The organism is Candidatus Zixiibacteriota bacterium, from assembly GCA_040752815.1.
Lineage (GTDB): Bacteria > Zixibacteria > MSB-5A5 > GN15 > FEB-12 > JAGGTI01.
The window spans coordinates 1-22,695 of sequence record JBFMGC010000048.1; the positions used below are offsets into that span (position 1 = coordinate 1).

Sequence of the window (22,695 nt, forward strand, 5' to 3'; positions counted from 1 at the left end):
CATCATGCACCACCTGATGCAGCGGCTGCCGGATCCGACGGCCACGGTCGCCCTGGTCGGATTCATGGCGGCCGGCACCAGGGGACGGCAACTGGCCGAGGGCGCTGCCGAGATCAGCATCCATAAACAAACTGTCAAAGTACACGCCGGGGTGGTTCATTTCCACGGTTTATCCGGCCACGCAGATTTCTATGAAATCTTGCACTGGCTGGAGCCGGTGAAAACACCGCCGCGCATGGTGTTTGTGACGCATGGCGAGTCCGATCAGGCCGAGGGCATGGCGGCTCACCTGAGAGATGATCGCGGCTGGCGGTGCCATATACCACGCCTTGGCGAAACGGTCGAATTGACATAGTAACGGAAGCCTGATATGTCCTTCAATCCCACGCGAAAAGAAAAGCAAGCAGTAAACGTCCTCAAGAAATCCAAAGCCTACCGCCTGGCGTACAAAGACCCGGATTTCCTGGACAGCCCGTACGCCCGGCCGGCGCGCCTTCAGCTTGAATTACTCAAGGCCGAGTTTGGCCTTCGCCAGCAGCAGGTCAGGTCGACTATTGTCGTGTTTGGCGGGACGCGCATTGTCGAAAAGGCGGAGGCCCGCAAGCGCGTGCAGGAGGCGGAGAGCCGGGTCCGGCTGAGTCCTCGGAACCAGGAGCTGCGCCGCCAGTTGAAAGCGGCACGTTCGATCCTGGCCAAGTCAGCTTACTACGATGAAGCCCGCGAGTTCGCCCGCCTGGTCTCAGCCGAGTGCCAGAGCGGCAACGGCCGTGACTATGTCATTGTTACCGGCGGCGGGCCCGGCGTAATGGAGGCGGCCAACCGGGGAGCGTTCGAGATTGGCGCCAAGTCCATCGGCTTGAATATCACGCTCCCGCTTGAGCAGGAGCCGAATCCCTACATCACACCCGATCTTTGCTTTCAGTTTCACTATTTCGCTCTGCGCAAGATGCATTTCATGTTGCGAGCCAGAGCGCTGGTGGCATTCCCCGGCGGCTACGGCACCATGGATGAGCTATTCGAGGGGCTCACCCTTGTGCAGACGAAGAAGGTCGCCCCGCTGCCCATCGTGCTGTTCGGGGAAAAGTACTGGCGGGGCGTAATCGACTTCGATTTCCTGGTCGACCAGGGAACAATCGCTCAGGAGGACTTGGAGCTGTTTGTCTATGCCGATAAGGCGATCGACGCTTGGAATTACATCAAATGCTTCTATGAGGCGGCCGATGAATACGGCCCCGCGGAGCGCTCGCTATGGAAGCATGGAGACGACAAGCGTAAGCCGGAACCGGGACGCGAGTAGAATCGTAGGGCGGGACCCGAGCGGAGCGAGCGATAGCATGGGGTAGGGCAGAACCCGAGCGGAGCGGGCGATAGCGAGCGAGAGTTGTGGTTCTGCCGTCTTCACACTTCCCACCCAAACACGCAGGCCCGTCGGGCAGAGTCGCCCGACGGCACACAATGTCGAAACCGCCCCCGTCAACAGCGGGGGACTGGTTTCGACCTACGGTTCGTCAGAACCCGACGTAATTCCGCCGGGCGCTGCGGGCCGATTCGATCTGGCGACGAACCTCCCGGAAGTGCGCCCGGCTCATCGCGTCGATCGTGCTCGATTCGCTCGCCGTGAGCGCGGCTCGATCGAGAATTTCCAGGTCGTTTGCGGCCAGCGTGAGAGCATCGGCCGGATAGACCGATGCGCTGCTCAGGTAGATCACGATAAGCCGCCGCAAGTGATTCAACTGCAACTGGCGACGGTAACTGTTCACGTTGCTCGGCGTGGAAATCTCGCTCCAAATCGCCCGGCGAACATCGGTAAACAGATCATACATCGTGTATCTGGGCTGGTTCTCCGGCACTCGGGCCACGCCGTTCAGAAGGCGCTGGAGTGTCAGCGGGTGATAGAGGTTGTTGATTGTCGCCGCCTGGACACTTAGAACCCACTCGTGCCACTGGAAGGCGATAGGTGAGAAGAAGACCTCAGCGCTGAAGTCATAGAAGCGATTGGACTGGAGTTTGTTCAGCAGCTCCGGCGAGACTGAGAAGGCGTCGGGTGCGAATATCCTGTCGGACAGGAACTGAATCGCCCGGCGCTGCTCGGCTGCCGGTACAGGTGTAAACGGAATCTTGCTGCCGGGATCGCCGACATGGGCCTTGCTGTGGTACAGCCCGCCGATATAGTGCGGAATATTCCGAGCCGTCTCGGAATATGAGCGCCAGCCGTTCATAAACACCATGCGCAGCTTTTCATAGCTGACGCCTGGCTTCTCGAATTCTTCGATGGCGCTGCGCCACAATTCCTGCGTAAGATTGATCTTGTGATCGCAGTAGGCAATGGGGTCGTTGCCCATGTCATGGCGCTCGACCATCGGGTCCACCGCGTAAGCATTCAAATCAAAGTCGGTGGCGAAGGCCAGCTCGGGAGCCGCGGCGCGCGAGGCGATTGCGTGCAGCCGCTCGCGCTCCTCGTCGCGGGTCACACTGCCGAAGTCGCTGTAGCCGTATTCGATTAGAAGGTCATCGTAGGGACCGGGGGTCGACGCGAAAAACTCGCCCTGTTGTGTGCCCTTGGGGGAGATCAGCGGCGGGTTATAGTCCATAATAGTACCGCCGGTGCTGTTGCGGCGCGTGAACTCCGGGTCGCGAAGCTGTTCCAGCGAATAAATCGATGAGGCCTTGAAGTTATGCATGAAGCCGAGTGTGTGACCGACCTCGTGAGCGATCCACTCGGTCAGGGCGCTGTGAACGTAGATGCGCGTGAGCGAATCTTTATTGGCGAAACTGCCGGACGTGCTCAGGAGATAGGACAGCCCGAATGCCGCCTCCCGGGACATCTCCTCGCCGTAGGTGCAGAGAGGGCGCCGGTTCGGGGGCAGGGCCTCATTCAGGTCAGGCAGATCATTGGGCATCTCGAGCATCTGGCCGTCGGGGCCGACCGGCTTGACGAATTTGTCGACCAAATTGAACCAGGTCCTCACGATATCTACTGAGATGCTAATATCAGCATCGTAGATCTGCCCGGTGAAAGGATTCGCGCGGCTTGGGCCGATGGCGTAATTACGGCCGGGGGAGACCATCCAGCGGATCGTACTGTAGCGAGCGTCAAGCGGGTCCCAGTCCACAGTGTCCGGCATCTGCTTGGCGATTATCGCGTTCCGGAAGCCGATCTTCTCGAACGACTTGTTCCAAAATTCGACACCCTCGGCGATAGCGTCACGGAATTCCACCGGGACGGCGTTGTCGATCCAGAATACGATCGGTTCAACCGGCTCCGAAATGCGCGCGTCCGGATTCTTCTTCTTCAGGCTCCACCGCTCGATGTACCGCACGTAGGGGGTCTCCTGATCGAGCGTGGAGTAATCCTGGAACATGGTCATGAAATAGCCGACCCGGTCGTCGGCCAGACGCGGGACATAGTCCGTCTGCGGAAGAGATGATATCGAATAGTGGTAGACGTGGAAGAAGCTCTGCCCGTTCTGTAGCGTCATGCCGGGAAGTTCCTGGTTCGATTTGAAGTGAAGCCGGATATCCAGCTCCGAGTTTTGAGGGAAGCTCTTGATCGTTTCGTAGGAGCTGTTCTCGGAGTCGAATCCGATGCCGAGGCGCAACTGCTGGCCGAGATAGTATCCCAGGTTGTCGGCATCGCGGATAAAGAGATCGTCAGGATCGACCAGCACCGCCTTGCTCGAATCATGCGGCTCCGACTTGATCGGAAGGGTGGCGACCAGGTGATCCGATATGCCCTTCTTGAGCGTGCCGCTCATCACGCTGGCGCTGTCGGCCCGGAAAAGCAGATTCTTCTCGATCATCTGGATATTCTTCCCTACCCGTTTCAGGAAGAAAGGAATTGAGCGTCCCAACGGGCCGGTGTCCGCGACCGAGCCGTCTGCGCTGGACTTGGCAGTGTTGCACAGAAAGTACGGGCCGAGCTGCTCCGGCTTGATCGCCATGAGCAGGCTGTTGTCGGTGGTGTCGCGATAGAAGGTAAAAAGGCCCTCGGTCACGACCTTGTTCTTGGTAAGCTCCTTGAACGGTTTCAGGTCTTTGTTGCCTTTCGACGGGGCCTGGTCGGTTCGGCCGGGTTTATGGGCGGCCGCGGAATGATCGTGGATCTGCGCGCCGGCTGAATGTACAAGGAACAGGCCGAGCAGCAGAACAAGAAAGATCAAGCATCGCTTGGACATCGGTTACTCCTATAGGATTAGATATAAGTCGTTTGTTTTCGAGGCATCAGAATCATAGACGTGTGAACCGGCAATTTGTTCCGCCTTGGCTTTGATAGCGGGATTCCGGCGCCGCTTCGGCAGTGTGTGGGCAGGCACGCTCCCGGCCGTGGGACAGAGTTGCCCTGGCGAAACAAACCATGCCCGCCTTAACCTGCTGCGGCTGGCGAAGGTTCCGCCGATTGCCTTCACCTTCATCAGGGCTTAGCTCTCCGAAGTTCTCAGGGGTACGAAACGAACCCCATACAGAGCGGTCTGGGATACTTGCCCTTCCGACTTCTTCACGAGAACCAGTTGTTGGTCAAGCAAGTGTCGGCCGACCGGGATAATCAACCGCCCGGGCTCTGCCAACTGGTCAACGAGCGCGTCCGGTACCTCCGCAGCAGCTGCGGCCACCAAGATACCATCAAAAGGCGCGTGCTCCGACCAGCCGCGGGAGCCGTCGCCTACCGTCCCGGTGACATTGTTATAGCCAAGCTTCACCAGCCGACTCATCGCAGCTCTGAAAAGCTCCGGAATACACTCAATCGTGTAGACCAAGCCGGCGACCTCCGCCAGGATCGCGGTTTGATATCCGCAGCCGGTGCCGATCTCCAGAATGCGGCTGTTCTTGTTTGCCCCGAGTTCCTGGGTCATCGAGGCCACTACGTACGGCTGAGATATCGTCTGGTCGTGGCCGATCGAAAGCGGGTGATCACCATAGGCCTGGGCGAGGTCTTCCGGACGCACGAATTCGTGCCGCGGCACCGTTCGCATGGCGGCCAGTACCGCCTGGTCGTAGATGCCCCGGCGGGCGATTTGCTCGTCCACCATGCGCATGCGCGCCGAGATCAACTGGGTATCGGTAAGACGCCCGCTCATGTCCATATCCAGGGCACGATAGTTGACGCGAGGGGTCAAGGAAAGTCCAATTCTTTCTTGGCAGACAGGGACTATTTTATGAAAACCATCTTGCGAGTTAGTGTACCCTCGGAGGTTTCAAGGCGATAAAGGTACACTCCGCTTGAGACCTCGGTCCCGCCCTCGTCGCGCGCATCCCAGGAAAATGAGTGTTCACCGGACGGAAGAACCCGGTTCACGAGAGTTCGCACACTCTGTCCGAGGATATTGAAAACCGACAAATCTACATGGGCTCTCGACGGCAGCACGAAACTGAGGCTCGTGCTACCGTTGAAGGGGTTGGGGAAATTCTGGAACAGGGAGAACTCCTGCGGCAGCAGGCCGGGCAGGTCTTCGACTGCTACTGCGTCCAGTGAATAGCCGTTTACCGAAAACTCCGAGGAGTTGCTGTCGGCGGCGACAGCCACCGCGGTCAGGATAATCGGCACGGGAGGACCACTGGGAAGGTACAGCTCGAACCGGCCGGCGTTGTCGGCGACAGCTGTGGCGAGGTAGAGGTCGGCCTCGCCGGATCCGGAGGGATCGGGTTCAGCAACCTGATAGATATCGACCTGCGCACCCGGCGGAGCGTTTCGGCCTGCCACATACCTCGGCCCGTAGGCGAGAAGTTGATCCACTCGGGTAATCTCCGGCGGCTGGATATTGCCCTGGGCTGAATCACGGAGATCGATCCCGAGGCCGTCGTTGGCCCAATGGACGTTGCGGCGAACGAGATTGCTTCTCGTTTCGGGACCGCTCACGAATACCCCGGCGCCGTCGTTTCCGACAATCTGATTCATCTGCGTGACATCATCCCCGCCAATCACGTTGTGATTTGCTCCTGAGTACAGGCCAATGCCGTGGCCGCGGTTGCCGATAATCACCGCGGCGTTGGGATCGTACCCGATGAGGTTACCGGATGTGCGATTGTAGCTGGTTGACGTGCCGAAGATGTGCACCCCTGCCGCCCGGCCATCGATAGCCTCGTCCACACCGTTGCCGGAAATGACATTCCCTTCGGCGCTACTATCGCCGCCGATAACGTTGTATTGTGCCCCGCTGCCGATGATAATGCCGCTGGAGCCGTTGCGGCGCGGCAACAGACCGGTGACGTCGAGTCCAATGACGTTGGCCGAGACGCGATTGAAGTCGGTCCCCTCGCCGAAGATGAGCACACCCGCGCCATAAGGGAAGTCAGCCCCCCGGTTGCCGGAGATGAGATTTCCCGAGGCCCGGCTGGTTCCACCGATAATGTTGGATTGCGCGCCGTCGCTGATTGCCACACCGGCGGCATTACCCACGGAGCTGGTGCCGGTGAAGTTGACACCGATATAGTTGCCCATAACTGCGTTGTGCGCCGTTCCGCTTCCCTGGAGGTGTACTCCAAAGCGGTGGCTGGCGGCGATGACATTTCGCAGAGTTGGTGTTGAGTCGCCGATGGTGTTGTGGCTTGCGCCACTATCGATCAGAATGCCGTCCCCTTCGATACTCCACCCGTTGCCCATTCCCGCGAAGCCGTTGCGAGCAAGTCCGATCCAGTTCGCCGTTACAGTTGTGCGATCAGTGCCGACACCAGTTATTCGCAAACCATGACCGCCATTGGCAGAAATCAGATTTCCGGATTCCGCCTGTGTCCCGCCTATCAGATTGTCGTGAGTGCCATCGGCGAGGAGAATACCGTCGCCGAGGTTGCCCAGCGGGTCAGCGCCGTTGGCCGTCGTGCCAACCATGTTGCCGTCGATCCGGTTGGTGTAAACGCCGTCGCCGGTTAGCGTGATACCATGACCGTCATTCCCGGAGACAACGTTCCCCAGCGTGAGATCATCACCGCCAAGAAGATTATCGTGTGCGCCGGTAGAAACGAGAATACCACCCCGCCCGTTGCCCGGCCCCTCGTTGCCGGTGCTGTCAGGACCGATCCAGTTACCGGTAACCGAGTTTTCAGCCACGCCCCCGGTCAGCACCACGCCGTAACCCGAATTGCCGGAGATTACGTTGCAAGCTTCGTCGGTCAATCCGCCGATCAGATTACCACCGGCGCCGTTCTCTATGACCACACCATGGCGGTTGCCGTCGGGAGTCACTCCGTTGGCCGTCAAACCGATGTAGTTCCCAGCCACGACATTCCATCGTGCTGCCGTGCCGGAGATCCGCACCGCGGCGGCCGAGAGATTGTCCAGCCCGTTGGCCGTGAAGATAAGGCCGTTGTCCGGCGCTTCCCCGCCAATCGCGTTGGAGGCTCCGAAGATCACGAGAGCGTCGCCATGCGCGCGCCGCAAATGAAGCCCCGTCACACTATTCGAATCCGAATCGATGACAAGGGTCGCGTGGTTTATGGGATTGCTGATACCGTCAACCACCGCCCGTCCGCCGACCCCCGAGATTACCGTCCCGTTGTCCCGCACCGTGAGCGTGCCGAGCGAGAGCATTATGGGCCCGATCTCGAAAGGCACCAGGATAGTGTCGGGGCCGGCCAGCGCGTTCGCCTCCTCGATAGCCGCCCGCAGTGAGCACACGACGGAGTCGGCATCGGCGTTCTTGTTGGCGAGCCCGTCGCCGGGCACAGCGTCATGACTGTCGGCGCTGGTGTTGACTACGAATGTCGACGCCGAAACGGTACCAACGGCCAGGAGCAGCCACAGGCTGCCTATGACATAAGCCAGGCGCATTTGCATTTTAGAACAAGATCGGTGCCCTGAAAGTCGCGCTTACTTCAACAAGATCATCTTGCGCGACTCTGAGAAATCGTCCATTGTCATTCTGTAAAAATACACTCCGCTGGCGACCCGGCGGCCTTCAGAATCGGTCCCGTCCCAGGTGACCGAATGCACACCGAGGGAGGCCGGGCCCTCAAACAACGTTGCCACTTGGCGACCGAGAATATCGAACACGTCGATTTCCACCCGTCCAAACCGGGGAACGTCAAAGTCTATGGTGGTCCGCGGATTGAACGGATTGGGATAGTTAGGCAAGAGGTAGCCGGTCGGAGCGGCGATGCTTGTCGGTTCCTCGACGGGGGTGAAAGTGATGGTGCCGTCGCGATTAGAGTACAGATGTATCGCTGTGCCGTCAGAGGTCGCCAGGACAGAATCGCCGTACGCCACGAGACTCCCGCCATAACCGCCGTATCGAAGCAGCCGGGGGAAGAAGTTCCCCAGATCGAACACACACACGCCCATGGGGCCGATCGTGTAAAGTGTAAAGGGTCCTATTGCCGACGATGTCACTGCGATGGGCAGTGTGCCGAGGAGGGAGACCCTCGGAACACCCATGGATCCGAGATATACTTCGTACATCTGATTGCCGTCGAAACCCAGGATAATACCCGGTTCCAGGCCACCTGTTGGATTTCTTTGCATCCCCGTATTGACCATGTGCGTAAGCAATCCCACGGATGAAACTGAACCCTTATAGAGTACCCGGAAGCTGGGAAATATGTGGAAGTACAGAATCTGTTTCTGGTCAGTGGCTATGAGCAGGGTCGTGTCGATCACGACCGCACTTAGTATGTTGTCGACCGCGCGTGCGAAACCGGCCCGCCGAATAAGACCGCGCGAGTTGACGCCAAGAATGTCAATACCGGTGTGGTCGATCATCAGCAGCATGGCCGCAGTGTCTGAGTTCGGATAGGGATAGTATTTCATCCCACCTGGGGGAGTAGCCGCCGCCAGATAGGCGATCCTGGTTATCGAGTTGTTTGAGACGCTTAGCGTCTGCACCTGACTGATGGAGCCGAAGTGCGCAATCAGGAAACTGCCGGCGTCAATCACCGACGTGGCTCCGGTCAGCGAGAGCAGTGCGGCGTCGAATACGGGCGACATCTCGCCGTCGATGGCATAAGTCTCCAGCGGATTGAGATCGCCCCCAGTTGCCAGCCGGTCCCGATGAAAGCCGAGCGCCCTGATTTGGCCGGGATGCGCGTAGACTGAGCGCGGTTGGTTGCCGTCTGTGATGTTTCGCAGGTTGTAGCTCAGCAGCGAGTTCTTTCGTGAGACCAACGCCAGGTGGGGCGCGCCCTCTACGGAATACGTGTCGCCTGTCAATGTCAGTTCCAGTGAAAACGGCAGTACCACCAGGACGCGCGAGTCGCTTTGGGTGGAAGCAACCTCCATCACTCTTCCGCCCAGATCGATGGCGACCAGGAAAGTATCTATAGCAAATACCTGGTCAGGAACAACGGTCAGCCTGGTGGAGTCCACCAGCATCCCGCCGCCGTCGAAAGTGCCGCGATAGACGAGATCCTTCCCCACGAGAGGCAATATAACCATATCTCCCATGAGCGAAAACGACATCGCTCTGCGCGGAACCAGGATTTCGTCCTGAACCGGTCCTATCGATGTGGGCGAAGGTCGGAAGCGCAAAACGCCGTTGTAGTCATCGAGCACGATGAGGTCTGCACCTTCCACTTCAACCTGGGTGCAGTGAACCGGCGCAAGGCTGGAGTCCACGAACACGAGATCGTTGCCGCCCTCAAGTCGGTAGTGACGAAGACCGTCGAAACCGCAAGCGAGATACAGATCGGAACTGACAAGCACCATGTCGAAGACAGTTGTTCCAAGGTCAGCCTGGCCGATCAAAGTCAGCTCCGGCAATTGGGAAAGGTCGACAAAATAAGCCAGTCCGGATGAGGTGGTGACTGTCGCCAGGGCGCCGGATATGTTGACGTCAAGCGCCTGATTGCCAAGAAGCAGGTGATTCTTTGGGTCGAACGTACCGCTGAAGGCATCCAGTTTCAGTGAGGCCAGGCCGAAATCCGACGTAACCAGCGCGAAACTGTCGATCACCTGAAACGCATTGAACTGATTCCAAAGGAACGAGTGATCGGGGCCGAACGCGAGGTCCGACGAGACTACAGTACCGGCGAGTACTAGCGCAAGTATGGCTGTCACGAGCAGTTTCATTTGAGCAGCACCATTTTGCGCGTTGACTCGTTCGAATCGGCGCGAAGGCGATACAGGTACGCGCCGGAGGCCACTCCGTTGCCGTCGAACTGTACGGTGTGGCTTCCCGCGGGCAGTTCCTGGTCAACCAAAACCGCTACCGTCTGGCCCAGAATGTTAAAAACCTCAAGCCGTGTGAATGCCCGCGCGGGCAACTCGAAGGTAATGGCCGTCGACGGATTAAATGGGTTCGGATAGTTTTGATGCAGAGCAAACTGACGTGGCAATTCAAATGTCGGATCATTCGGAGTGTCGGTGGGTGTGCCGCCGCCGTTGTAACGGGCGGTGTCGTAGATCGAGGAGTTGACATTATCCATGAGCAAACGGCCCCGGTTTCGGCCGTTGTCAACCGAGGCCTCGAAGTCCCAGACAAATACAGATAATCCCTCGCTGACGAGAACTAATTCCACCAGCCCGTCGTCGTCGATGTCATCGACCATCGGCGCATATGGCGTTGAGAATACCCGCGATGGGTCGGTGGGTGTAGCGACCGGCCAGCCGGGTATTGGCGTGGCAGTGTGGTCGAGAATATGTACTTTCTCGCGCCCCGTGCCGGGGAAGAGGTAACCTGATCGAATGACGATCTCCGGGTGACTATCCCCAACGAGGTTGGCGGCGATCGGCGCCCCGAAAGTGGCCGCATATCGAAACGCTTCGCCCGCAGGTCGCCCCTCGATAGTGACATACGGGCTGCCGTCGGCCCGGAAGATATACAGGACGCCTATGTCAAACTCATAGTAGGTCGCCAGGATTTCGGGGACGCCGTCAAGATCGAGATCGGCGGCGGTCGGGTAGAGACCGAGCCAGTCCTCGATTTCCGGAAGTGCTCGCGGCCAGCCCGGAAGGGTCTGTGTACCGAGCGTTTTGGCCCAGATAGTCGGCACACCGGTGGAATTATAAACAGAACTCACTACGTCCAGCAGACCATCTCCGTTGAGATCGGCCAGGAGTGTCCCGAATACCCCTGGTGCTTCAATGATATAGGGCAGCGGGCGTCCGAACGCCGGTTGGCCGGTGCGGCCATCGAACAGGCCCACGCCGCTGTACCCGGCAATCGCAAAATAGGAGACTACTATTTCATTGTAGCCATCGCCATCGAGATCAGCTCCGCTGAGACAATTGCCGTTAAAGTAGCTGGATAAAGAGGGCTGCTGGTTGAACGATCCAAACCAGCCCTCCAGGGAGTAAAAGTAGGAATTTCCATTGAAGTCGTAGGCCCGCATGTTGCCGAGCCAATCAAGCAGCACGATTGCAGAGTCCTCCTGAATGTCCAGCCGGGTCACCGACGGATTCGGCGCGCCATAGCCCCAATACCCGAACTGATACCGGACCGGCCACCCGGGCGCGAGTGTGCCGTCGTGCTTGAACACGTACAGCCCGCTGTCCGATGAACAAATGATCTCATCGAATCCGTCGCGGTCAACATCGTAAACCGCCGGCAGACAGCGCGCGAAAGAACCGTACAGGGCCGGAAATCCGTCGACCAGCCGCCCATCGGAGTGAAACACGTTTAGTCCGTAGGTGGTCCCGACAATTACCTCGCCGGTGCCGTCATGATCGAGGTCGGCCACAGTCGCACTCAGCCCGCCGCGACCGGCCAGCTCCTGGGGCCAGCCTTCGGCAAACGCTGATTTTAACTGAAACGTGACACTGTCGCGAAGCGGCTGAGTCCCGAAATCAGCTTCCAAATAGACCGTGTACTGGCCCAGCTCTATTCCCGAGGCGTTCCAGCTGAAGATAAGTGAGTCAAAATACTCGCCTCCGGATTCGAAGAGGAAAGTCCGCGGTCCTCCATTGCGGCGATAGTAGAGTGAAAGTGACTGGTATTCCGGGCCGTAGACACTTCCCGCAATCGGCACGTTATAATCGTACTCCGCACCGGCTGTGGGCGAACTCAGTTGCGCCCGCGTGTCCGCGACCAGCCTTGCCTGCAGGTAGCGCGAGGTACCGTAACTGTCCGTTAGCCTGAACGTCAGCGGGCCCGTGAATAGAGGATCGCTTAGAACATAGAGCAGCGAGTCCGCCGGTGGCGCGTCACCTGCGGCGAGAGAGCGCCAGTTGTCCGGATCGGAATCGAGCGCGCAGGCTAACGTCCAGGCGCCGCCGTATCCGCCAATTGGGGCGGCCAGCACTATCATCTGCCCGGTGTGCCGACTCCGCGGCTCCGGGCTGACGAAAAACATCCCGGGAGGCGCAGACAACTGGAGCGTCCTGTCGACGTCAATATACCCGTACCCGCTCAGCGAGTCGAACCCCGGCAGGGAATCGCCCAGACCGAGGGGATCGAGCATATCGCGCGCGCCGCTTTTCAGATCGGACACGAGTTGATCCAGAGTTAGCTGAGGGCGAACCGACCAGATCAGCGCCGCCGCGCCGGCTATCATCGGTGCTGCCATAGAGGTGCCGTCGGCAAGATAGTAGAGCGAGTCCGCACCAATTATGTGCACCCCTGGCTCATTTACGCTGCCGTACATATCGGTGCCGGTGGCGCGCAGCGAGAGGATATTTTGGCCGGGGGCACACAAATCCAGGAACGGACCGTAAGTGCTGAAAGAGGTCAGCAGCCCGTCGGATCCTCCCGCCGCAACCGTAAACACTTCGTCAAGAGACGCCGGATAGTAGTAACTCAGGCGACCGGAGTTCCCCGCCGCAACGCACACGAGTACACCGTTGTCGCGGGCGTACGTGACGGCATCCTTGAGCAACAGGCTCTCGAACGGCGTTCCCCAACTGATGTTGATGATGTCCGCCCCGGAGTTTACCGCATAAACGATCCCCATCGAACCCACTATGGTCGTGCCGTTGGGGCGTATTTTGACAGCCATGATCTCCGCCGCCTCGGCGATCCCGGCTACACCTGATTGGTTGTGGGCAGCGGCAATGATGCCCGCGATATGCGTGCCGTGGCCGAAATCATCCGAGGGATCGTTGTCCCCGACCACGTGCAGTACCGAGACAGTATCGCCGGACACATCGTAACCGAGCGTGTCATCAATATAGCCGTTGTGGTCATCGTCGATTCCGTTGTCGGCGATTTCATCCGCATTCCGCCAGAACCGGCCTTGCAGTTCGGGATGATCCGGATCGACACCGGTGTCAACTACCGCAACGACTACCCTGGTCGCAACCGGTGGAGGCGATTGATAATAGTCGTCCAGGCCGAGATCGTTCCCCGCGATTCCCCGGATTAGGGCGAGTGTATCATTGAAGTCACCATCGATGCGCTGCACCGCCCAATAATACTGCCCGGTGTTGTTGAGGTACCACTGGTAGTCAAAGAGCGGATCGGCTGGAAAGTCAAAGAACTCGAGGCGGTACTCGGGCTCGACATACTCTACGTTTGCGCCGCCGAGCTGCAATTTGATCTGATCTGCCGTGGTTGTAGGATCCGCGCTCAATACGAATACACGATCCCACTGCTCTCGCCCCGCTTTGCCGGCAACAGGTGTCACCGGTACCAGTCTCTGCAGTGACTGGCCGGGGGCAAGAGCGGAATTGACAGCGGCCGCCGGAACCTTCGGGGCGAGCTTGACGACGAATCTTCCGGGGATCGGCGCGGAGACGAGATCTGTGTCGGCAGACGCAATCGGAATGAAGCAGAACCCGATCGCGACGGCCATGAACCACGAATCGAGAGTTCGAAAGGACTTCATTTCAAAGACACCACTACCGATAACGCCCGCTACGACTACTAACGGTGACCAACCGCACAACGTTCAATGGGGACGGGGGCGACTGACTATTTGGAGGTGTCTCGCTGCCGCGCCATACCGCACTGAACAACCCCACGCTCAAGTGTAATATAATGTGATCCTTTGTCTTAGCAAGAAAAATGCCGACCCTGTCGGGTCGGCATTCGCAGTTAAATCTTCACTGTGCGGGCGGCTACTACTGCTACAGGCACTCCGGTATCGCTGTCCCGGTCACGAAGAGATAATCCACCAGAACAGTGACGTCACCGATAGTGATATCTTCGGATGTTGCGGTCAAACCACCGGACTGATTGGCGTCCGCTTCGAGATAGCAGTCCAGGGGTACCCCGGTGATGAACAGGTGCGAGATCAGCATGGTGATATCACCGATAGTCGGCTCGTAGGCCAGGTCACCGTTGGCATCTCCCACGATACCCTGGCAGCAGGTGGCAGTGATTGAACCGTTGTATGATACCGGTACGTATTCCCCGGCGTAGGTGGTGAATCCAAGGGCGTACGATAGATAGCTGGTAAATGAGATCGGAGTCGTGCCGGCCGCACTTCCCGAGCGATGGAACCAGAGTGCGGCGATCGGGCCTTCGCCCGGCGGCAAGTAAGGCTCGGTCTGCGCCCGAATCAGCACGGTCGCCGTCTTGGTAGAGGGAGAAATACTCGCGACCGATTTGGTCAGGAACGAGGTGCGGTATCCGGTAATGCTGATCGAATCAAAGATGATGTTCAAGGGTCCCGAATACGTAAACGGAATTTCGATCTGACTCAACGGAAGGTAGTTCCGCGCGGAGATCTCAACGTAGCCGTTGGCGCCGTCAAATTGACCGTCGCCGATCACAATTGTATCGGCGTACACCGAGATCATGCCGTCGACAGTCTTGGTGTAGAACTGGCCCGATGTCTCGATGGTAGTTGCAACGGTGTAAAACCCGGGATCCAGATACTCGTGGGTTGGATTCTGTTCGGTCGACGTGCCGCCGTCGCCGAAGTCCCAGTCCCAGGCGGTAACTGGCCGGGCCGATGTACCGGTGAAATTCACGGTCATTGGAGCGGGCCCAAGATCTATATCGGCAATGATGTCGAGCTGGGCGTAAGCAACCGCAGAGTAGGCGTTGACCAGCCCGTAGCCGTAGATGTTGTCGAACCCGGGGGTGCCGAGATCGGTCGCGGTGTTGTGCAACTGCGTCTCAACCTCCGGAGCCGTTAGCAGGGGGTCCACCGAGAGAAGCAGGGCGGCCACACCAGCCGCGTACGGGGCCGAGAAGGATGTACCATCGACATACCCGTAGTCACCGGAAAAGTATCCGGCCACGCCGGTGCGGTCGGTCGTGTAAATAGTCTGGCCCGGCGCCGCGAGACTAACCTCAGTGCCATAATTACTGAATGATGCTTTGTTGCCGGTGCGATTGATTGCCGAAATAGCATTGACCACAGTGAGTGAACCCGGGTATCCGATCGTGCCTGTGCCCTCGTTGCCGGCCGCAGCAAAGTGAACCATGCCGGCATTGTAGGTATCCTGGTACTTAGTTGATACCGAGCTCGATGGTGCAAAGCCGTTGCTATTGTTGGAAACGCGCGCACCCTGAGATTGCCCCCAGGTAAGCGCCGAGACAAGCCAACTGTACTGAAACGTGCCGGAGCCATCGCACGGCACGTTCGAGATCGTAAACTTGGCTGTGAGCACTCTGCACCCCGGCGCGGCGCCGATGGTGCCCAGGCTGTTATTTATGATCGCGGCCACACATCCGCTGACGGCTGTGCCGTGGTTGTCACAGCTATTGCCCGGCCCGCCTGAAGTACCCGAACCGGTGAAGTCGGCGCCACCGCCGACGTTCAGGTCGGGGTGTGACAACTCAGCACCATCGTCAAGAACGAGCACCATGATTGACGGGCTGCCGGTGGTAACGTCCCAGGCGAGATCACAGTCCATGTCCATATCCACCGTGCCGCCCGACTGGCCGGTGTTATTGAGACCCCACAGGTTGGGCCAGCCTGGATCGTTGGGTGTGAGGTGCTTTTGGACGGTCGCCATCATGTCCGGCTCAGCCCATTCGATTCTGGGGTCGACCGCCAACGAGTTAGCCAGCGCCAAAACCTCAAACCCGTTCTTCGATTGGCTGCGCAACTTATACGCTCCGGTTATTTCACCGAAGTTCTCCTCGACGATCTCAGCCGATCCCGCCGCCGCGCCGAGAATCGCGACACCATCTTTGCGGTATTCGGACTTCACTCGAACGAGAATCTCAGGCGTGACCAGCATCCAGCCGCCATTGGCCTGAGTAAACACCGGCGACACAAACTCGACAGTCGGGTCCTGCAGGGCCAACTCCAAACGCCGGTTTACTTCAACTGCATCCACCATCACGTCGGCTGATCCCACCAGGACTCTCCCGGAAACCCCGGTTTCGATCGTCTCGGCCAGGTCCAGCCCGGCCGCGGAAAGTGCAGCCGATTGTGATCTTGCTTTGTAATTCGGACTGAATTGAATGGCAACCCGGTTCGGATCGACAGTGAGCTCGATCGGTGCGCCCTCATACATGTAGTACAACGGCAGGCTCTCGCTGCCCGACACCTGGCCGGCTACAGCCCGGCACGGTATCGACAGTCCCGACAAACCAACTACGCCCAACAGACCGACTGACAACCACTTCATAATCACAATCCCTTTTTGCAAATACGCGGTACAACCTGCAGGATATCGATTGCGGAAAGGGTGAGGGCAATGCCGCTATCAATGTTCCGAGTGTTAATATATCCGTTTTCGTCAATTTCGCAAGCCTATTTGCATCTTCGGGTTGACGTTTGAACGGAAGCCAAGCGAAAAGTGTGCCCGTGTCAAGGCACGCACAGGTTCTTTCACAGGACAAGGGGGAGAGGTTGCCTGACGGGTCAGGCCCTACAAGCATTCAGACACAGGGTCATTAGTTATGAACAGATAGTCAATCAACTCGGTGATATCACCGATAGTCAGGTCCAGACTGCTTGCTTCCAGGCCACCGGATTGGTTGACATCGGCCTCCAGATAACAATCAAGGGGAATACCGCTGACAAAGAGATGGGTAATCAGCATGGTAACATCGCCGATTGTCGGCTCATATTGACCGTCGCCGTTGGCGTCCCCCACGATTCCTTCGCAGCAGTTGGATGTAATATACCCGTCGAAGGAAACCGGGACGTAGTCGCCGACACTGCATGTGAACGTAAGCTGGTATCCCGAGTACGATGTCACCTCGATCGGTACTGACCCGGAACCGCTTCCACTCTCGACGGTAAAGAAAATCTCCACAACGGGCCCTACTCCCGGATCGAGTGGTGCACCGGTTCCGGCGTCGATCACTATCGTGGCTTTGTCCTGGCTCTCCACGAGGCTGGAAACCCGGTCGGTCATGTGACTGCTTCGCAGACCGGCGGTCGATGCCGAGTCAAATCTCAATTCCACCGGCCCGGTGTAGGTGAATGGCAGTCGAATCTGCCGGAGCGGCAGGTAGTTGCGCACCGAGACTTGAACCGAGGCGCGGTTGTTTTCGACTCGTCCCGTGAGTATGTCCAGAGTGTCAGCCTGAATTCCAATCAGGTCAGGGAATACCAGCTCGTAACTGGACGAGCTGGTCTGCATATCGACTGTTACCGAATGCAGGCCGGGATTAGAATACGTGTGGGAGGGAGATTGCACCGATGCGCCGCCGCCGTCGCCGAAGTCCCAAGACCAGGCAATTGGATCCTTGTGAGTAGTAGCCACAAAATCCACCGTGAGCGGCGTCGCTCCCAAGGCTACCGAGGGAGCGATCTGAAACGGTATCACCCAGCTATCCAGGGCGGTGTTGCTCCAACAGCGAAGCCGCCCCTGCTGGTGCGGAGTAAAAGCGGTCAAACAGGTTTGGGAGGCATACCCCATGTAGTTCTCCGGCATGGTATAGCCCCACGGCAGGCCCGAGCAGGCGTCGTTCCCGGCGAAGTTTACACACGGCCCCTGGTTGGTTGGAGTCGGGGGAGAGTCTCCACACAGGTCGCCGATCAAAGAACTGGCCGATTCCGGTGGCTCGTAGCACGGCCCGCAAAACGTGACCTCGTCCACGCCGTGAAAAGTGTGCCACAGCCCCAGCGTGTGCCCCACCTCGTGAGCAAAGACCCGGTTGGGCAGGTCGATCCAGTGGAAGTGGCCCATCACGATGCCGCCGGTTGCCTGGAGGGCATCAAAGGACCACGGAAAAGTACCGAACGAATAGCTGAACTCCACCACAGTCACCCAGACATTCAGGTACTTGTCCGGTTGTATGGCCGTGGCTGATTTCATACCGTCGATCTCAGCCTCGGAGAGGCTCCGCCAGGCCGTGGAATTGATCTGGTTCAATTGATAGATAAACTGTATTCCGGCCGGCGCGAAGTTGTTATTGAGCTCGGCCACCTGGCCCGCCACGTGCTCCGGTGTTGAGAACGGATTGGAGCCGTCGTCGAGAGCCACCACGTGAACGATCATCCGCACGTATTGTGTCGGCCCTCCCGTGGGTATCCAGCCGTCCCGCTCAGTCGGGTCATCACAGAGGCCGTACTGGTCACATGCCTCGGGCGACGCCGCCGCTCCGAAGCGGGCTTTGTACTTTTCCTCAAAGACTTTTTGTGTGCCGCACCAGTCCGCTGAGGCGGTTGCCGCCCCTCCCGGTAATTGTGCTGAAACTGAGACTGTGAAGAAGAGAGCGCCCGTCAATGCTGCCAGGATAGTCAGGGGTATTTTGCGTCGAATCATGCTATGTTCAAGAGTCCTTTCAGCCCTCGGGGCGGAACGGTGTCGGGGCAGTACGCTCAAGGGTATGGTCTTCGACAATATACCGATGTTTTAGGTTCTGACAAGGGATAAAATGGACTCGCGCACCTGAGAGCTCCCGACGCAGTACCGGCTTCCCGTTCGTTCGCTATGACGGTGCTGAAATGGCGGTGGCTGCGTCGCAAAGCTGGACCAACTAACCGACCGTCCCCCATACAGCTACCTCGGAAAAAGCTTGACAGACACCAACGGCGGGACTATTATTATAAAGATAAGGAACGGGTATGCGCGTTCATCGCGAGCAGGCAGCGTGGATAGGAGCTAGTGACGGGCACTAAGACCTACACTACCCGTCCTAACCTCTACCGTCATACTCGAGCCGACAATCGATCCGGCCCCATCCAGAGCGATTTGGTGTTCAGCCGGGGCCAATTCGGACGGTTGGCGGCGGCAAGCGTACGTACTGCAGGACCTGGCTGGCAGCCAAGTGTGGCTGACGGCAGCCGTGCGTATTTGCGGAAAATCCAAAGCTGAGTTGACCACGCAAGGTGGCCGTGCCCGAGGCGCGGCCGCGTACGACCGATTGTCATGTACTTGAGAACCGTGATTTTTGACTTAGACGATGGAAAGGAGGTAATCTCGCAGTAAAAAGTGACCGATAGCAGAAATGCGTCCGAGGTAATGTAGACCTGGACGCCGCCGATTGTACGGATCGCAGTATGATGAGAATCAAAAACTGATCGAAAGGAAACAGTAAATGGCAAAGAGAAACTTTTGGGTGGTTGCGGTGCTCGCGTTGTCGGCGCTGTCACTGACGCTCCCGGTCATGGGTGCACAGGGGACGAAGGCGGACAAGCTCGACGCGGACCGGGCCGACCAGATTAGCCGGTTCAACGTGTTTGGTCCATTCACTCCGGAAGTAAGGGCCTCGGACAAGGATATCCTTGGGTCCGGCGCGGAGCTGCGTTTTGAAGTCGGCGCCGCGGCGCGGCGCCCGCTGGGTGCCGCCCTCAGCACCGCCGCCGGCATCGGCCCGGGCGTTAGCGTGGACCTGACCTACGATGACTGGCAGTGGGGCCGCAAGCACGGCCGCTACGTGTCACATTATTGGAACGGTGAATTCGGCGAGACAATGGAGGTCGACGTCCACTTTGTCTACGACGAAGCGGATACATCTTACGGCAGCCAGGACTCGGTGAAGTTCCAGCAGGCGAAGTACTCCGGTTACAATGTGTACGACGCCTCGGTGCCCACCGGTAACTGGCCGCGCGACCAGGAGATCGGCTGCGATCTCCAGGCTACCGATACTCTGGGAACAGGCAGCGATGTAAACCTGGCGCTCACCAATTCCGGGCTTGCGATCATGGCCGCCCGCTCGCGCTTCTTCCGTTCCTTCCCGGATACCGGACGCATCCACCAGAACATGATCTTCTACCAGGGCGCGCGGCATAATTGCACGTTTGACCCGCGTTCCAACCTGAACACAACCTACATCGATTCCACGCTTTACCGCCCCAATGCGCTCGAGCAGCCCGGGACGGGTGCAAACTATGGTTGGGATCCACAGGTGGCCACCACCTGGGACGGCACGAACGACATCGTTCACGTTCTGCTGGTTGAAGACGGGTACCAGTCGCTGCCCGACAATGACCATCTTAGCTCCGTTTTAGATTATAAGTGTGTTTCGTACTACCGCAAGGTGGGTTCCACGTCAAGCGCCGGTTCGTGGAGTTCCGGTCAGCGGATCGACACCACCTGGTACCACGGCTATTGCCTGGCGACAGGTCCGTTCCCGCACCACGATAAGCTGGCGGTCTCGTACACCAATCCGAGCTACTACGGCGGATTGCTCAACCACGAGGCCGATTTAGACTGCTGGATTCGCGAGTCGTTCGACGGTGGCCTTACCTGGGCGGCCTCGCGCAGCATCACCAATTACACTAATGCCATTGCGGGCGACCCCAAGCACTTTACCTGCTGGATCGAATCCTACAGCATGTTCGATCTTGACGGTAATCTGCACGTGATCTGGGCAGCCAAGCCGACCTCGGCGGATCCGTATTTCGACGGCTTTAACTGGCAGGATTTCGACGAGAACATCTATCACTGGGCGTCGCACGAGCCGACAGCGATTGTCAAGATCGCCAACGGCAACTTCATGAACGACGACATGTTGACCGGTTCAATGAACACGCTGCACTGCGGTTTCGGCGGTGTCAATGCCGGATATCTCGCCTTCATGAACTTGTCTGAGTGCGATGACAAACTGTATTGTGTTTGGAACCAGATTCACGAACGGGCCAACCGCTTCCCGTGGCGCGACGCTCCCACGCAGCCGGCTCCCGGTGTTCTGGATGACTGCGCCTACGACGCTCCGCGTCTGTCGGCAGCCAACTTCGAGATTCTCATGTCGGTGGCCCAGGTGGCGACGCCGTCCCTGTGGGATGCCCCGCGCAACATTACCGCAACTTATACGCCCGCTTGCGGCCTTCCTGGTGACCCCGAAGCGGACGGTCCCTGCGGCAGCGAATATAAACCGTCGGTGGAAGTCTACGGCCTGGACGAGACCGCGCTGGCGCCGGATTTGACCTGGCCCTCCAACGTGGTGGATCTGTCCCCAGGGCAGACTTACAGTGGGGACTTCTACCTGAACATGATTTACCACGATGACCAGTACCCGGGCAGCTTCTGGCGTCCGGATCTACGTGGTAACACCACCCCGACCAAGAACTCCCAGAAATGGGTGAGACTGGCATGTGTAGAGCCTATTCAGGCCTCCCGCATTGATGCCATCCCAGAGACAATCGAGTGGCCGGAGTGGGTTATGCTCGGAGCATCCGAGGAAAAGACCATCACGGTTGTTAACGAAGGGAACGTCACTCTCAACGTCACCGAGATAGGTTTCGATGACAACGGCGGCGGGTGGCTGTCGGTATCGGAGAACCCAAGCCCCGGTAGTCCGTTCACGGTGACCGCGGGTGTAGTCAACACACGCACGTTTACGGCGACCCTTGACGCCACATCGCTGGTCGGAACGCAATGGCTGGATGGCGAGATCTGGCTCCTGTCGGATGCGGCTAACTTTGACTCGATCTCGATCAAACTGCATGTGCTGGCGGCCGCCAATGTCGAATCGGTGGCCTGGGACACGGTTACCACGCACGAGTATATGTTTGACGAGTTCTTCGAGCCGGAAGGCGCCTGTGTCGCCCTGGGCGTCGGCAACAACGGCGATCTGGGCTGGGGCGCCGGCAGCGTCGGCGGCATCAACCTCGATTATGAAGAATCCGGGCTTGAATGCGGCACGCGCGTGCGTGACGGGTACTACCTGTTTGCCGGGACGGCCTACACGATTCTGGCTGCGGCCTCTGACGGCTCCGGCGCGGAACTGACCCAGGTGCACACCGATGCCAACCAGGCCGACGAGACCGGTTTTGATCCCACTCCCGCCAAGGGTTCGATCAGGGGTGGTCTCACAGCAAATCAGGCTTATGACTCGGTTTACACCGGCCAGTTTGTTAACAGGGATACGACTGTCGCGATGGAGCGTACCGTTTACGGGCCTCGTTCGAGCAACCCGCAGTCGGCCACGCTTAACTTCATTGTCGTGTCCACAAAGGCGTACTCGGCCAATGGCCAGGCCCACAGTCACCTCACCTTCGGAAATGCCTGCGACTTTGACGTTCCGGCTTCGGATCCGCCGAACAACAACTCGTTTGTTTCGGTCGCGGGTAATTTCGTTTACTTGCAGGGTACGGACACAGCCGGTTGGAATGGTTGCCAACCTAACACCACGCGGTTCGGAACGGAGGCTTTCGGCGGTGGTTATACCGGCGATGAGCTCGCGGGGAACCCATGTGTGAACGGCACGACCTTTCACGGTTCCAGGTCCGCATATCAGTTGATCCTGGAAGACACTACGCACTACCGCGACGGTACCGACTTGATTCCGGATCAGCCCAACCCGCTGGTCTGGTGGCAGGAGGTGTCGCAGGCCGGCGTCAGCGCATCCGATTTGATGGATACGGACCTTGCTATCTTCACCACGTACGTCCACGACTACGACCTGGCTGCTGATGACACGCTGTACTACTGGACGGTGCTTTCGACCGTTCGCAATGGCACGCTAGAGGATCTGGAGACCCAGGTTGCTTATGCCAAGAACTGGTACATGCAGGTCGTCCGCGGCTGCGGCG

General features: G+C 58.5%; 10 protein-coding genes. 3 read left to right on the forward strand and 7 right to left on the reverse strand.

Annotated features, from left to right (window positions below; genetic code table 11):
* Together AB1772_10820 and AB1772_10825 are read left to right on the forward strand one after the other, a co-directional pair.
* Window positions 1–355: MBL fold metallo-hydrolase RNA specificity domain-containing protein (locus AB1772_10820; protein MEW5796836.1), on the forward strand; the 355-nt coding region annotated here is incomplete at its 5' end.
* Between the two features lie 15 nt (window positions 356–370).
* The gene (locus AB1772_10825) at window positions 371–1,297 is read left to right on the forward strand and encodes an LOG family protein (protein MEW5796837.1); all 927 of its coding nucleotides are present in this window, start codon (window positions 371–373) and stop codon (window positions 1,295–1,297) included.
* 211 nt (window positions 1,298–1,508) lie between these two features.
* Here the strand turns inward: AB1772_10825 and AB1772_10830 are convergent, their stop codons facing one another.
* The 7 genes from AB1772_10830 to AB1772_10860 form a co-directional block, all read right to left on the reverse strand.
* A complete protein-coding gene (locus AB1772_10830; GenBank protein MEW5796838.1) occupies window positions 1,509–4,175 on the reverse strand; it encodes a zinc-dependent metalloprotease in 2,667 nt (888 codons plus the stop codon).
* Window positions 4,176–4,418: 243 nt separating this feature from the next.
* Window positions 4,419–5,075: a protein-L-isoaspartate(D-aspartate) O-methyltransferase gene (locus AB1772_10835; protein MEW5796839.1), complete on the reverse strand. Its 657-nt coding sequence runs from the start codon at window positions 5,073–5,075 to the stop codon at window positions 4,419–4,421.
* Window positions 5,076–5,146: 71 nt separating this feature from the next.
* A complete protein-coding gene (locus AB1772_10840; GenBank protein ID MEW5796840.1) occupies window positions 5,147–7,762 on the reverse strand; it encodes a FlgD immunoglobulin-like domain containing protein in 2,616 nt (871 codons plus the stop codon).
* 39 nt (window positions 7,763–7,801) lie between these two features.
* Complete coding sequence (locus AB1772_10845; GenBank protein ID MEW5796841.1) at window positions 7,802–9,994, reverse strand: T9SS type A sorting domain-containing protein; 2,193 nt, start codon at window positions 9,992–9,994, stop codon at window positions 7,802–7,804.
* Window positions 9,991–13,686, reverse strand: a complete 3,696-nt coding sequence (locus AB1772_10850) for a S8 family serine peptidase (GenBank protein MEW5796842.1) — start codon at window positions 13,684–13,686, stop codon at window positions 9,991–9,993. The genes AB1772_10845 and AB1772_10850 overlap by 4 nt, the downstream gene beginning before the upstream one ends.
* 241 nt (window positions 13,687–13,927) lie before the next feature.
* Complete coding sequence (locus AB1772_10855; GenBank protein MEW5796843.1) at window positions 13,928–16,390, reverse strand: S8 family serine peptidase; 2,463 nt, start codon at window positions 16,388–16,390, stop codon at window positions 13,928–13,930.
* Window positions 16,391–16,633: 243 nt separating this feature from the next.
* Window positions 16,634–18,481, reverse strand: coding sequence for a PKD domain-containing protein (locus tag AB1772_10860; protein ID MEW5796844.1), 1,848 nt, complete (start codon window positions 18,479–18,481; stop codon window positions 16,634–16,636).
* A 775-nt stretch (window positions 18,482–19,256) separates the two neighbouring features.
* Here AB1772_10860 and AB1772_10865 point away from each other — a divergent pair.
* Window positions 19,257–22,695: hypothetical protein (locus AB1772_10865; protein ID MEW5796845.1), on the forward strand; the 3,439-nt coding region annotated here is incomplete at its 3' end.

Excerpts from the sequence above, each read along its gene's own strand:
- AB1772_10825 (MEW5796837.1), top strand. The coding sequence starts at position 371 with ATGTCCTTCAATCCCACGCGAAAAGAAAAGCAAGCAGTAAACGTCCTC.
- AB1772_10830 (MEW5796838.1), bottom strand. The coding sequence starts at position 4,175 with ATGTCCAAGCGATGCTTGATCTTTCTTGTTCTGCTGCTCGGCCTGTTC.
- AB1772_10835 (MEW5796839.1), bottom strand. The coding sequence starts at position 5,075 with ATGAGCGGGCGTCTTACCGATACCCAGTTGATCTCGGCGCGCATGCGC.
- AB1772_10840 (MEW5796840.1), bottom strand. The coding sequence starts at position 7,762 with ATGCGCCTGGCTTATGTCATAGGCAGCCTGTGGCTGCTCCTGGCCGTT.
- AB1772_10845 (MEW5796841.1), bottom strand. The coding sequence starts at position 9,994 with ATGAAACTGCTCGTGACAGCCATACTTGCGCTAGTACTCGCCGGTACT.
- AB1772_10850 (MEW5796842.1), bottom strand. The coding sequence starts at position 13,686 with ATGAAGTCCTTTCGAACTCTCGATTCGTGGTTCATGGCCGTCGCGATC.
- AB1772_10855 (MEW5796843.1), bottom strand. The coding sequence starts at position 16,390 with ATGAAGTGGTTGTCAGTCGGTCTGTTGGGCGTAGTTGGTTTGTCGGGA.
- AB1772_10860 (MEW5796844.1), bottom strand. The coding sequence starts at position 18,481 with ATGATTCGACGCAAAATACCCCTGACTATCCTGGCAGCATTGACGGGC.